General features: G+C 72.4%; 13 protein-coding genes. 6 read left to right on the top strand and 7 right to left on the bottom strand.

The window, feature by feature from the left end; all coding sequences use genetic code 11:
• Window positions 1-19 precede the first annotated feature (19 nt).
• The 4 genes from ABFY03_RS19225 to ABFY03_RS19210 are packed head-to-tail and all read right to left on the bottom strand — an operon-like array spanning window position 20 to window position 3,528.
• The gene (locus ABFY03_RS19225; RefSeq protein WP_319011584.1) at window positions 20-739 is read right to left on the bottom strand and encodes an ABC transporter permease subunit; all 720 of its coding nucleotides are present in this window, start codon (window positions 737-739) and stop codon (window positions 20-22) included.
• 16 nt (window positions 740-755) lie between these two features.
• Window positions 756-1,667: an ABC transporter ATP-binding protein gene (locus ABFY03_RS19220; RefSeq protein WP_319011583.1), complete on the bottom strand. Its 912-nt coding sequence runs from the start codon at window positions 1,665-1,667 to the stop codon at window positions 756-758.
• A complete protein-coding gene (locus tag ABFY03_RS19215) occupies window positions 1,664-2,566 on the bottom strand; it encodes an ABC transporter permease (protein ID WP_319011582.1) in 903 nt (300 codons plus the stop codon). Before ABFY03_RS19215 ends, ABFY03_RS19220 begins: the two co-directional genes overlap by 4 nt.
• The gene (locus tag ABFY03_RS19210; protein WP_319011756.1) at window positions 2,563-3,528 is read right to left on the bottom strand and encodes an ABC transporter ATP-binding protein; all 966 of its coding nucleotides are present in this window, start codon (window positions 3,526-3,528) and stop codon (window positions 2,563-2,565) included. Before ABFY03_RS19210 ends, ABFY03_RS19215 begins: the two co-directional genes overlap by 4 nt.
• A 248-nt stretch (window positions 3,529-3,776) precedes the next feature.
• Here ABFY03_RS19210 and ABFY03_RS19205 point away from each other — a divergent pair, with 248 nt between their 5' ends.
• From ABFY03_RS19205 to ABFY03_RS19185, 5 genes are all read left to right on the top strand, one after another.
• On the top strand, window positions 3,777-4,622 hold the full coding sequence (locus tag ABFY03_RS19205; protein ID WP_346170445.1) for a M24 family metallopeptidase: 846 nt from the start codon (window positions 3,777-3,779) through the stop codon (window positions 4,620-4,622).
• Window positions 4,622-6,421, top strand: a complete 1,800-nt coding sequence (locus ABFY03_RS19200) for an SDR family oxidoreductase (RefSeq protein WP_346170444.1) — start codon at window positions 4,622-4,624, stop codon at window positions 6,419-6,421. Before ABFY03_RS19205 ends, ABFY03_RS19200 begins: the two co-directional genes overlap by 1 nt.
• A gap of 144 nt (window positions 6,422-6,565) precedes the next feature.
• Window positions 6,566-7,507: a MerR family transcriptional regulator gene (locus tag ABFY03_RS19195; protein ID WP_346170443.1), complete on the top strand. Its 942-nt coding sequence runs from the start codon at window positions 6,566-6,568 to the stop codon at window positions 7,505-7,507.
• A gap of 96 nt (window positions 7,508-7,603) precedes the next feature.
• Entirely contained in the window at window positions 7,604-8,146 is a 543-nt protein-coding gene (locus ABFY03_RS19190) for an RNA 2'-phosphotransferase (RefSeq protein ID WP_319011578.1), read from the top strand.
• Between the two features lie 145 nt (window positions 8,147-8,291).
• Entirely contained in the window at window positions 8,292-8,744 is a 453-nt protein-coding gene (locus ABFY03_RS19185; protein WP_319011577.1) for a hypothetical protein, read from the top strand.
• 31 nt (window positions 8,745-8,775) lie between these two features.
• Here ABFY03_RS19185 and ABFY03_RS19180 read toward each other — a convergent pair whose 3' ends face one another.
• Window positions 8,776-9,678 carry an LLM class flavin-dependent oxidoreductase gene (locus ABFY03_RS19180; RefSeq protein ID WP_346170442.1) on the bottom strand — a complete coding sequence of 301 codons (903 nt, stop codon included), beginning with the start codon at window positions 9,676-9,678 and terminating at the stop codon, window positions 8,776-8,778.
• Between the two features lie 76 nt (window positions 9,679-9,754).
• Window positions 9,755-10,066: a hypothetical protein gene (locus tag ABFY03_RS19175; RefSeq protein WP_346170441.1), complete on the bottom strand. Its 312-nt coding sequence runs from the start codon at window positions 10,064-10,066 to the stop codon at window positions 9,755-9,757.
• Window positions 10,067-10,254: 188 nt separating this feature from the next.
• Between ABFY03_RS19175 and ABFY03_RS19170 the strand changes: the two genes are divergently transcribed.
• Window positions 10,255-11,169: a Cof-type HAD-IIB family hydrolase gene (locus ABFY03_RS19170; protein ID WP_346170440.1), complete on the top strand. Its 915-nt coding sequence runs from the start codon at window positions 10,255-10,257 to the stop codon at window positions 11,167-11,169.
• Between the two features lie 127 nt (window positions 11,170-11,296).
• On the opposite strand, the gene ABFY03_RS19165 is transcribed toward ABFY03_RS19170, so the two are convergent.
• Complete coding sequence (locus ABFY03_RS19165) at window positions 11,297-13,009, bottom strand: sensor histidine kinase (protein ID WP_346170439.1); 1,713 nt, start codon at window positions 13,007-13,009, stop codon at window positions 11,297-11,299.
• Window positions 13,010-13,021 lie beyond the last annotated feature (12 nt).

The following is a 13,021-nucleotide window of genomic DNA, read 5'->3' as shown; positions in this document are numbered from 1 at the left end:
CGCCCCGTCCGGGGCCGGCCTACTCCTCGCCGGCCAGCGTCAGCGTGCGCAGCTTGTGGCCGGCGAACCAGGTGGCCCCGATCGTGACGGCGATCAGCAGCACCGACGCCGTCGGCAGCGCCACGTCGGAGCTGATCAGCCCCTCGCCGGTGACCTTCTCGGCGAGGGCGAGCGACCACTGCTGGACGCTGAGGGTGCGGGCGCCGGCGATCAGGGAGCCGAACAGCGCCTCCCAGACCAGGGCGTAGACCAGGCCGATCACCACGGCGTGCCGGCTGACCGTGCCGAGCAGCAGGAAGAGCGCGCTGTAGGCGATGGAGGCGACCAGCGCGGCGACCGTGTAGGCCACGGCGACCTGCTGCCCGTTCCCGTTCAGGATGAAGCCGGCGATCAGGGTGGGCACGGCCGAGAAGGCCATGGTCACGGCGATGGCCACGATCAGCTTGGTGGTGATGATCGTCGGCCGCTTCACCGGCTTGGAGAGCAGGTAGACGATGGAGCCGTCGTCGATCTCCGGGCCGATCGCGCCCGTGCCGGCGATGACGCCGATCAGCGGCACCATCGTGGCGAGCGCGAAACCGCCGAGGAGGTCGGCCGCGACCTGGTCGTCCGCGCCGTTGATGATCCGGACGGCCGTGGCGATGAGCAGGAGCAGGCCGGGCAGCAGGAAGAGGATCGCCGCCCGGCGGCGGCCCAGGAGGGCCCGGTAGGTGAGCCGGGCGACGGTGGGGTCGTACATCGGGATCGTGCTCCTTTCAGGCCGCGACGAGATACGAGAAGACGGATTCGAGCGACTCGTCGGAGGGCGACACCGTCAGCAGCCGGATCCCACGCGCGCGTGCGACCTGCGGCAGCAGCTCGGTGAACCGTCCGAAGTCGACGGCCTGGATCCGCAGTCCGCCCTCCACCGCGTCGACCTCGATGCCGGCCGTCGACGGGTCGGCGATCAGCGCGGCGGCGAGCGCCCGGTCGTCGCTGGAGCGGACCAGATAGCGGTGCGGCCGGTCGGTCATCAGACGGCGGATCCGGCGGAAGTCGCCGGAGGCGGCGTGCCGGCCGGCGACGATCACCTCGATGTGGGAGGCGAGCTGCTCGACCTCCTCCAGGATGTGCGAGGAGAACAGCACCGTGCGCCCGTCGGCGCCCATCCGCCGCAGCAGCTCCATGAGCTGCATCCGCTGGCGCGGGTCCATGCCGTTGAACGGCTCGTCGAGCAGCAGCACGGACGGCTCGTGGACCAGGGCCGAGGCCATCTTCACGCGCTGCCGCATGCCCTTGCTGTACGTGGCGATCTTCCGGTCCTGCGCGTACTCCATCTCGACGGTGGCGAGGGCCTTCTGGGCCTCCGTCGCGCCGAGGCCCTGGAGCTCCGCGTTGGCCACCACGAACTCGCGGCCGGTGAGGAAGTCGTACATCGCCTCCCGCTCGGGGACGACGCCGATGGAACGGTAGACGGACTCGTTGCGCCAGACCGGCTCGCCGTCGAGGGTCACGCTGCCCGTGGAGGGGGCGAGGAAGCCGCCCATCATGTTGATGAGGGTGGACTTCCCGGCGCCGTTGGGGCCGAGCAGGCCGGTCACGCCGGGGCCGATCGACATCGTGACGTCGTTGACCGCGACGACGTTGCCGAACCAGCGCGAGACGTGGTCGATGTGCAGGGTGCTCACAGTCCGACCTTTCGGTAGCGGCGCATCAGGATGCCGTAGCAGGCGGCGACGAGGCCGAGGACGACCAGGAGGTAGACCACGCCGACTCCGGTCCCGACCGACATCTCGCCGGGGAAGGAGGCGGGAGCGCCGAGGAAGGCGTTCTGCAGGCCGATGACGAGGGTGAGGGGGGAGAACAGGCCGAGCCAGGCGATGGCGTCGGTGTTGTCGGTGGCGTAGGAGATGCCCTGGAGGGTGGAGACGGCGCCGTAGGTGATGGTGAGGACGGCGATCACGGCGGCGACGCCGAAGCCGCGGCGCGGCGTGAGCGCGGCCATGACCAGGCCGATGCCGCCGAAGAGCACCGACAGGATCGCGACGGAGACGAGCCCCTGGCCGAACATCTTGGCCTGCTCGGCGAAGTCCATCTTGGCCAGCATCGAGCCGACCCACATGATCAGCAGCGGGGTGGCGGTGAGGACGAACAGCGCCGACGCCATGGCCCCGTACTTGGCGAGCACGTAGTCGACCCGCTCGATGGGCCGGGAGAAGTACAGCGGCACCGTCCGGAACCTCAGGTCGCGGGAGACCGACTGGGGGGCCTGGGAGGCCAGGTAGACGGCGATGACGAGCTGGAGGTAGACCGCGTACTGGGTGTACTCCATGAGGTGCTTCTCGTTCTTCATGTACACCGCGATCGCGGTGACGATCAGCGCGGGCACGCACATCACGGCGAAAAGCAGCATCGGCAGCACCTTCGACTTGGCGCTGCGGCCCAGGCCGTACGCCCCGCGCAGGGACTGCGAGAAGAGCGAGCGGCGGGCGTACGAGCGGCCGAGCCTGGGGCCGTCGTAGGACCGGTATCCGATGTTGTGGATCCGGGTGGTGTCGGGGGCGGCCTCGGGGGCGGGGGTGCTCATCGGGCCTTCACCTCCTCGTGCTGCGCGGCGGCCTCGGGACGGAAGACCTCGGCGATGTGGTGGCGGCGCTGCTCCATGCGGACCAGGCCGAGGCCGAGGCCGGCGACGGTGTCGCGCACCAGGTCGTACGTCTCCTCGCCGGCGGCCTCCAGGAGCAGGATGTGACCGGCACCGGGCAGGCCCTCCTCGACGCCCTCGTGGAGGGTGACGCCGGCCTCGGCGAGGGCCGCGCGGAGCGCGCCGGTGCCGTCCGGGTGCGCGTCCGAGTCGGTGACCTCGACCGCGAGGGTCGTGGTGGTGCGGGTGAAGTCGCTGGTGGAGCTGGACCGCAGCAGCTTTCCGCCGTCGATGACGACGACGTGGTCGCAGGTCCGCTCCAGCTCGCCGAGGAGGTGGGAGGTGACGAGCACGGAGATGCCGAAGTCGGTCCAGACGCGGCGGATGAGGCCGAGCATCTCGTCCCGGCCGACCGGGTCGAGGCCGTTGGTCGGCTCGTCGAGGAGGACCAGCTTGGGGTCGTGGACCAGGGCCTGGGCCAGCTTCACCCGCTGCTTCATGCCGGTCGAGTAGCCGCCGATGGGGCGGTAGCGCTCCTCGTACAGGCCGACGTGGCGCAGGGTGTCGGCCGTCCGCTCGCGGGCGGCGGTCGCCGGCAGCCCCGACATCCGCGCCATGTGGACGACGAACTCGGTGGCCGAGACGTCCGGCGGCAGGCAGTCGTGCTCGGGCATGTACCCGACGCGCTCGCGGATCTCGGGGCCGTGCGTCGAGACGTCGAGGCCCAGGACCTCGGCGCGGCCCTCCGTGGCGGGGGAGAGGCCGAGCAGGATCTTGATCATCGTGGACTTGCCGGCTCCGTTGGCACCCACCAGTCCGGTCACACCGGGCCCGATGTCCAGGGAGAGCCGGTCGAGAGCGGTCACCCGGGGGAACCGCTTGCTGAGGCTTTCGGTGGCGATCACAGTCACGGTTCGACGGTAGTGGCGGGCGCCACAGCCGTCGTCAGCCCTACGGCTCGAACCCTCTCCGACTTCCGGCGTACGAACCCCGAGAGTCGTCGCGACGAAAGTCGTCGGGGTCTCGGGGACGGAGTTTTCCACAGGGCCTCGTGCACACCCCTTGACGTAGCCGCCGGGCATTGTCACATTCATCGGTGTCAAGTTACGGACGCGTAGTGCGACCGTACGCTCACACCGGACGGGCGGGTGGCATGACCTCAGCAGTGGCAAGCGAACTGACCGCGGAACTGCGGGGGTTCAGGGACGTACAGCAGCTCTCCTACGCCTGCGCGGAAGCGGTCGCGGCCCAGCTCAAGCCGGGTGTGACCGAGCGCGAGGCGGCGCGGATGCAGCGCGAGTGGCTGTACGAGCGCGGGGTGAAGGACTGGTTCCACCGCCCGTTCGCCTGGTTCGGCGACCGCACCGCCTTCGTCGACTTCAAGATCCCGCTGCAGTTCTTCCCCACCGACCGGCGCCTGGAGGCGGGGATGCCGTTCATCCTCGACATGGCGCCCGTGTACAAGGGGTACACGGCGGACATCGGGTACAGCGGCTGCCTCGGGCTCAACCCGCTGCACGACAAGCTCCTCGCCGACCTGCGCGACCACCGCGAGCTGATCCTGCGCGAGGTCCGCGAGCGGCGCAGCCTGCGCGAGATATACGAGGACGTGGACCGGCTCATGGTCCGCCAGGGGTACGCCAACCGGCACCGCGCCTATCCGTTCGGCGTGATCGCCCACAAGATCGACCGGGTGCGGGAGCGGCGCTTCACCCCGACCCTCTTCGGCTTCGGCGCCCAGTCCCTCAAGGGCCTGCTGAGCGACGCCGTGCACGGCCACCGGGACGGCTGGTCGCCGCTCTGGTCCCCGTACAAGTTCTCCGACCACCCGCCCACTCCGGGCCTCTGGGCGGTCGAACCCCACCTCGGATTCCGGGGGACGGGCGCGAAGTTCGAGGAGATCCTGGTCGTCACCGACTCCAGGGACCCCGAGCAGAGCGCGTTCTGGCTGGACGACGACCTGCCGCACGTGCGGCGGTGGAACGAAGGAGCGGTGTGATGGCGGGGGCGGGACTCGACGGGGCGCGGGAGCGCCGGGTCCGGACGGGCGGGATCGAGCTGTGCGTCGCCGAGCTCGGCGACGCACGCCGGCCGACGGTGGTGCTCGTGCACGGCTATCCGGACTCGAAGGAGGTCTGGTCCGAGGTCGCGGTCCGGCTCGCCGGGGAGTTCCACGTCGTGCTGTACGACGTGCGGGGCCACGGCCGTTCGACGGCGCCGGCACCGCTGAGGGGCGGCTTCACCCTGGAGAAGCTGACCGACGACTTCCTGGCCGTCGCCGACGCGGTCAGCCCGGACCGGCCGGTCCACCTCGTCGGGCACGACTGGGGTTCGGTGCAGGCGTGGGAGTTCGCGACCGTGGAGCGCACCGAGGGCAGGATCGCCTCGTTCACCTCCGTGTCGGGCCCCTCGCTCGACCACTTCGGGCACTGGATCAAGAACCGGATGACCCGCCCCACCCCACGCCGGGTCGGGCAGCTCCTCGGGCAGGGCGCCAAGTCCTGGTACGTGTACATGCTGCACACCCCCGTCCTGCCGGAGCTGGCCTGGCGCGGCCCGCTCGGCAAGCGCTGGCCGAAGCTCCTGGAGCGGGTGGAGGGGATCCCGTCCGACGCCTACCCGACGCCCTCGCTGCCGAGCGACGCGGCCCACGGCGCCTGGCTCTACCGGGACAACATCCGGGCCCGGCTCTCCCGGCCGCGCCCCGACGCCTTCGCGCACGTGCCCGTGCAGCTGATCACGCCGACCGGGGACGCCTTCCTCTCCGAGCGGCTCTACGACGACCTGGCCGCCTGGGTGCCGGAGCTGACCCGGCGCACCCTGCCGGCGAAGCACTGGGTGCCGCGCACCCGGCCGGACCAGCTGGCCGCGTGGATCACGGACTTCGTCCGCACCCACGAGGAGCCGGAGACGCGGGCGCCGCGGCCGGTGGCGGAGACGACCGCGAAGAGCGGGGTGCGGCCGGAGTACGCGGAGCGGTTCGGCGGGCAGCTGGTACTGGTCACCGGCGCCGCCAGCGGCATCGGGCGGGCCACCGCCTTCGCGTTCGCGGAGGCCGGGGCCCGGGTGGTCGCGGTGGACCGGGACGGCGAGGGCGCGGCCCGGACGGCCGAGATGGCGCGGCTGATCGGCGCCGGTGACGCCTGGGGCGAGACGGTGGACGTCTCCGACGAGCAGGCGATGGAGAAGCTGGCGGCCAAGGTGGCCGCCGACTACGGCATCGTCGACGTCCTCGTCAACAACGCGGGGATCGGACTCACCGGCTCCTTCTTCGAGACCACCAGCGAGGAGTGGAAGCGGGTCCTGGACGTCAACCTGTGGGGTGTGATCCACGGTTGCCGGATATTCGGGGCGCAGATGGCCGCCCGCGGCCAGGGCGGCCACATCGTCAACACCGCCTCCGCGGCGGCCTTCCAGCCCTCCCGGGCGCTGCCGGCGTACAGCACCTCGAAGGCGGCGGTGCTGATGCTGAGCGAGTGCCTGCGGGCCGAACTGGCCGGGCAGTCCATCGGGGTGAGCGCGATCTGTCCGGGGATCGTGAACACCAACATCACGGCCACCGCCCGGTTCGCCGGGGTCACGGACGCGGAGGAGGAGAAGCGCCGCCAGCGCAAGGTGTCGCGGCTGTACGGGCTGCGCAACTACCCGCCGGAGAAGGTCGCGGACGCGATCCTGGGGGCGGTGCTGCACGACCGGGCGGTCGTGCCGGTCACACCGGAGGCACGCAGCGCCCACGCGCTCTCCCGGCTGGCGCCGGGCGCCCTGCGCGCCCTGGCCCGCTGGCAGCCGCCGGCGTAGCGGGAGGCCGCGGCCGTCCGTCCGGAGCGGGTCACCGCCCGGGTCCCGGCCCTCCGGCCGGGGGCCGGGGCGGGCGGACGGTCGTACGATCCCTCGCATGAGGGGCCCCGTGCGGGGTGGAGCGATCGGTCGGTGGGAGCGGGTTTGTCCGAGCAGTCAGCAGTGCGACCGGAGTACCGGATCGAGGATCTCGCCCATCACAGCGGGGCCACGGTCCGGACCATCCGCGCCTACCAGGACCGCGGTCTGCTGCCCCGCCCGGAGCGCCGGGGCAGGTCGAACGTGTACGGGGACAGCCATCTGGCCCGGCTGCGCCAGATCGCGGACCTGCTGGACCGGGGCTACACACTGGCGTCGATCAAGGAGCTGCTCGACGCCTGGGACACCGGGCGGGGGCTGGGCGGGGTGCTCGGGCTCGTCGCCGAGGTCCAGGGGCCGTGGACCGACGAGGAGGCGGCCCGGATCACCCGCGCGGAGCTGGACGCCCGCTTCGGCGGCACCCCGGACGAGGAGGCGGTCCGGGAGGCGGTCGAGCTCGGGGTGCTGGAGCGGATCCCCGGCCGGGACACCGAGGAGTACCTGGTCCCGAGCCCCCAAGAACTGGCGGTGGCCGTGGAGTTGCATGCGGCCGGTGTGCCGCTGTCGGCAATCACCGGGCACCTGAGGGAACTTCGGGAGCAGGTGGAGCACATAGCGGGCCGTTTCCTGGAGTTCACCACCGAGCACGTCTTCGCCCGGTATCTGGAGCACCGGCCGCCGACCGACTCCGACGCGGCCGAGGCGGCCACGATGGTGCGCCGCCTCCGTCCGCTCGCGCAGCAGACCGTGGACGCCGAACTCGCGCGCGCCATGCGGATCCTGGCGACCCGTCACCTGCAGATCCATCTGTCTCCCGACATGCCGCCCTCCCGGGACGACGAGCCGCGTCCGGTGCAGATTCCGGCGGACACGATCAGGGCCGTCCAGGCGCTGGTTGGCCTGGACGGGGTCGCGGCGTTCGTGACGGCGGCCACCGAACGCGAGGTCAACAAAAGGACATTGGACGCATTGACCGTAAACAGCACCAATTCCCCTAGAGTTCGCTAAACCATTTGATTCTTCAGGGGAGTTGTCCACAGAATCGTCAACTGGCCTGTGGATAAACCACTTTGGTTGTGGATCAAACCTGAAGGAGAGAAAACGATGGACGAACGTCGCACGGTGAAGGTGTCGAAGTACCTGTCGAAGCATCTGCGGCACCAGCCCGAGCGGATCGGGCTGACGCTGGACGAGCACGGCTGGACCGAGATCGACGCGCTGCTCGCCGCCACGGCCGCGCACGGCTTTCCGATCACCCGCGCGGAGCTGGACCACGTGGTCGCCACCAACGACAAGAAGCGGTTCGCCGTCGAGGGCACCCGGATCCGGGCGAGCCAGGGCCACACGATCACCGTCGACCTGGACCTGCCGGCCGCCGAACCGCCCGCGTACCTCTACCACGGTACGGTCGCCGACCGGCTTCCCGCGATCCGGGCGGAGGGGCTGCGGCCCATGGCCCGCCACGACGTGCACCTCTCCCCCGACCGCGAGACGGCCACCCGGGTCGGGGCGAGACGCGGCCGGCCGGTGGTGCTGAGCGTGGACGCCGGGGCGATGCACCGGGCGGGCCACGAGTTCCGGGTCAGCGCCAACGGGGTCTGGCTGACCGGTGCCGTACCGGCGGAGTTCATCCGCTTCCCGGGCTGACGAAGGTGCCGGACCGGACCGACAGGGTTCCGGACCGACAGGGTTCCGGACCGACAGGGTTCCGGACCGACAGGGTTCCGGACCGAAAGAGATGCCGACCGGCAGGGCTCCCGGTGCCCTTCCGACCCTGGGGCATGATCGGATCATGTCCCTACCGCACCTGCCCAGCACCCAGGCCGCCGTCACCGCCGTCCGCGCGCTCGCCGAGGAGTTCCACCTGGAGATGACGGTCCGCGACGACATAGGGGCCGACCAGACCTCACGCCGCACGTCCGCCGGTGCCTTCGAGGTGTTCGACGCGGACGGTTCGCTGCCGCACGAGGCGTTCATCGAGCTCGGCGGCTCCCCGTACCTCTCCGTGCAGCTCTACCCCGAGGACGACGCCAGGATCACGGTGGACGGCGTGGAGTTCGCCGACGTGCCGAGGGACGCCGTGCCCGGCTTCGTCCGCGCGATCCACACCGGCCTGGCCCATGTGAAGGGACGGTTCTTCCCGCCCGGCCAGTGGCTGATCGTCCCCGTGCCCGGCGGCGAGACCTACAGGGAACTCGTGCCGATGATGACGCTCACCCCGTGGCTGAGCGGCCGCGTCCGCTGACCCGACCGCTCTCCTCGCCCGGACCGCGCGATCAGCCGAGGCGGCCCAGGGCCTCCGTGGCGATGGTCTCGAAGACGGCTCGGTCGGCGGCGAAGACCGAGTCCTGGATCGGCCAGTGGATGACGATCTCGGTGAAGCCGAGGTCGCGGTGGGTGCCGGCGAAGTCCACGAACCGCTCCAGGGAGTCGAGCACCGTGTTCTTCTCCGGGGTGAAACCGGTGAGCAGGATCTTGTCGAGCTCGTCCACGTCCCGGCCGATGTCCGCGCACGCCTTGCCGAGCCGCTCGATCTGGCCGCGCAGCGCCTCGGCGGACTGCTCCGCCGTGCCGTTCTCGAACAGCTTGGGGTCGCCGGTGGTCACCCACGCCTGCCCGTGCCGGGCGGCGAGCCGCATGCCGCGCGGGCCGGTCGCCGCGACCGCGAACGGCAGCCGGGGGCGCTGCACACAGCCGGGGATGTTGCGGGCCTCGTCGGCCGAATAGAACGTGCCGCTCTCCGTCACCACCTCCTCGGTGAGCAGCCGGTCGAGCAGCGGGACGAACTCGGCGAAGCGGTCCGCCCGCTCCTTCGGCGTCCACCGCTCCTGGCCGAGCGTGGTGGCGTCGAAGCCGTCGCCGCCGGCGCCGATGCCGAGGGTGACCCGGCCGCCGGAGACGTCGTCGAGCGAGATCAGCTCCTTGGCCAGCGTCACCGGGTGGCGGAAGTTGGGCGAGGTGACGAGGGTGCCCAGGCGCAGCCGGTCCGTGGCGGCCGCGGCGGCGGTGAGGGTGGGCAGGGCGCCGAACCACGGACGGTCCCGGAAGCTCCGCCAGGACAGGTGGTCGTAGGTGTACGCGGCGTGGAAGCCGAGTTCCTCGGCGCGCTGCCAGGTGGCGCGGCCTCCCTCGTGCCAGCGGTCGACGGGCAGGATCACGGTGCTCAGGCGCAGGCTCATGCCCCGAGCGTACGTCGGAACCCCGCGGCCCCACCCGCCCACCAGCCCCCGCCCGCCCGGCTGACCGCCGGCTCCCTCACGAGCCCGGCCGGACCTTCTCCGTCTCCCGCCGCCCGGCCCGTTTCGCGAGCGTGCGGTAGCCGGGGTGGACGCCCGGGGTGAGGCCCTGCCGCGCGGCGACCCGGCCGAGGAGTCCCGCGAGCGGCTCCCGTTCCGGGCCGTCCAGCGCGGCCAGGAGGTCGTCCTCGTGGGCGGCGGCCACCTCACGGACCCCGGCGAGGGCGCGAGGCCCGGCCTCGGAGACGTACAGCTCGTGGTTCCGGCGGTCCTCGGTGCTGCGCCGCCGCTCCACCGGGACCTTGCGCCCCAGGCCGTCGATGGAGGCCACGACCCGGCGGCACCACGCCCAGGTCGGCGGCGAGCGAGCGCCGGCTGCGGCCCGGCTCGGTGGCGATCATCCGCAGCAGGCCGACGTCCGGGGGCCGCTCACGAACTGAACCCGTGCGGAAAGGGCCCCGATCACTCAAATGTGCGGGGACCCGCACGCCCGTGCGCTCCGTGCGGCACCATGGTGAGGTGACCTCTCCCCGCCCCTCTTCCCCGGCCCCCGCCCGCCCCGCCGTCCGGCTCATCGCCACCGACCTCGACGGCACCCTCCTGCGCGACGACAAGTCCGTCTCCGAGCGCACCGTCGCCGCCCTCGCCGCGGCGGAGCGGGCGGGGATCGAGGTCTTCTTCGTCACCGGCCGCCCGGCCCGCTGGATGGACGTGGTCAGCGACCACGTCCACGGCCACGGCCTCGCCATCTGCGCCAACGGCGCGGCCGTCGTGGACCTGCACGCGGGCGGCGCCTTCCTGGAGGTCCGCCCGCTGCCCCGGCCCACCGCCCTCGACGTCGTACGGGCCCTGCGAGCCGCCGCCCCCGGCACCAGCTTCGCCGTCGAGCTGACCACCGGGATCCACTACGAGCCGCAGTACCCGCCCTTCTTCCTCGACCCCGGCGCCACCGTCGCCACCGCCGAGAAACTGCTCTACGAGGAGGAGCCGGGCGTCGCCGCCCCGGTGCTCAAGCTGCTCGCCCAGCACCCGGAACTCGACCCCGACGTCTTCCTCGCGACGGCCCGCGAGGCCGCCGGCGACCTGGCCTCCTTCACCCGCTCCAGCCCCACCGCGCTCATCGAGATCAGCGCCCTCGGCGTCTCCAAGGCGTCGACGCTCGCGCTCTGCTGCGCGCAGCGCGGCATCACGGCGGACCAGGTCGCGGCCTTCGGCGACATGCCGAACGACATCGAGATGCTGAGCTGGGCCGGCCGCTCGTACGCGATGGGCAACGCCCACGCCGACGTGATCGCCGCCGCCTCGGGCCGCACCGTCGGCAACAACGAGGACGGCGTCGCCGTCGTCATCGAACGGCTCGTCGCCGAAGCCCTCGCGGCGGACCCGGCGGCCCTGGCCGAGGAAGGCCAGGTCCACGGAGCCGGGGGCCGGTAGGACCACGGGGGTCCGTGGGGCCACCGGGGGCCGGTAGGACCACCGGGGGTCGGTGGGGTCACCGGGGGTCGGTGGGGTCACCGGCCCGGAGGCCCCGCAGGGCTGGACCGGCCCGGAGGCCGCAGGGCTAGAGCGGTGCCTCCCACACCACCGACGTCCCGCCGCCGTCCTCGGCGAGCCCCGGGCCGCACCAGCTCGCGCCGCCGAGGGCCTCGGCGCGGCGGGCGAGGTTGCGCAGACCGCTGCGCCGGCCGCCCTCCGGCAGACCGACGCCGTCGTCCGCGACCGTGAGCCGTACCCCCGGCGAACCGTCCGGCAGGGTGACGGTCGCGTCGACGACGACCTCGATCCGGCCCGCCCCGGCGTGCCGGAAGGCGTTGGAGAGCGCCTCGCGCAGCGCGGCGATCAGGTTCTTGCCGGTCAGCTCGCCGACGGTGGCGTCGACCGCGCCGAGGAAGCGGTGCGCAGGCTTGAAGCCCAGCGGCACCGCCGCCATGTTGATCTCCCGCAGCACCCGGGTCCGCAGCCCCGACGGCGCCTCCGCCGGTCCCTGCTGGAGCGCGAAGATCGCCGTGCGGATCTCCTGGATGGTGACGTCCAGCTCGTCCACGGCCTTGCCGACGCCCTCCTGCACGGCCGGCACGACCGCCTTCCGCTGGGCGCTCTCCAGCATCATCCCGGTGGCGAAGAGCCGCTGGATGACGAGGTCGTGCAGGTCGCGGGCGATCCGGTCGCGGTCCTCGAAGACCGCGAGCCGCTCCCGGTCGCGCTGCGCCTCGGCCATCATCAGCGCGAGCGCCGCCTGCGAGGCGAACTGGGTGGCGAGGGTCCGCTCGGCCTCCGAGAACGGCCGGGCGCCCCGGGCCCGCGGCATCGCGAGCGCGCCCAGCACCCGCCCGCCGCTCTGCAGCGGCAGCAGCATGCTCGGCCCGTACGGCGAGGTCAGCCGACTGATCATGCGCGGGTCGGTGGAGGCGTCCTGGACGAAGACCGCCTCGCCCTCCAGGAGCAGTTCCACGACCTGGCTCTCCGGCGGGATCACCACGCCGAGGGACTTGGTGGGCCGGGTCGAGGAGACGGCGACGATCTCCAGGCCGCCCTCCTCGGCCGGGAGCAGCACGATCCCGGCGTCCGCGTCGGCGAGCCGCCGGGCCTGTTCCGCGACGACCGCGAGGGCGTCGTCGGCGTCGCCGCCGGAGAGCAGCGCGGTGGTGACGGCGACCGAACCGTCGATCCACCGCTCGCGCTGGCGCGCGGCCTCGTAGAGGCGGGCGTTGCCGATGGCGATGCCCGCCTCGGTGGCGAGGACCCGGACCATGTGCTCGTCGTAGTCGTTGAACTGCTCGCCGCCCCGCTTCTCCGCGAGGTAGAGGTTGCCGAAGATCTCGCCCTGGACGCGGATGGGGACGCCGAGGAAGGTCCGCATCACCGGGTGGCCGGGCGGGAAGCCGGCCGACCGCGGGTCGGTGGAGAGGTCGGCCAGCCGGATCGTGCGCGGCTCGCGGATGAGCGCGCCGAGCAGCCCGGCGTGTCCGTCGGGGCGGTGCCCGATGCGGCGGGCCACGTCGTCGCCGACGCCGTAGGTGACGAAGTCCGAGAGCCCCTTGCCCTCCTCGTCGACGACGCCGATGGCCGCGTAGCGGGCGCCGGCCAGCTCGGCGGCCGTCTCGCAGATCCGGTCGAGGGTGGTGTGCAGCTCCAGACCGGTGCCCACCGACCGCATCGCCTCGAGCAGTTGCGGCACGCGGGCGGTCAGCTCCGTGGACAGCCCCTGGAGGGTGCGGGTGGCCTCGGTGGCGGCGACCAGGGGGTCCGGGGAATCGGGCGTGGCGGCGGTCATGGCGTCGAGCCT

It is taken from the genome of Streptomyces roseofulvus, from assembly GCF_039534915.1.
GTDB lineage: Bacteria > Actinomycetota > Actinomycetes > Streptomycetales > Streptomycetaceae > Streptomyces > Streptomyces roseofulvus.
Note: the sequence above shows the minus strand (reverse complement) of the source record. Positions and strands in the feature narration are given on the sequence as shown.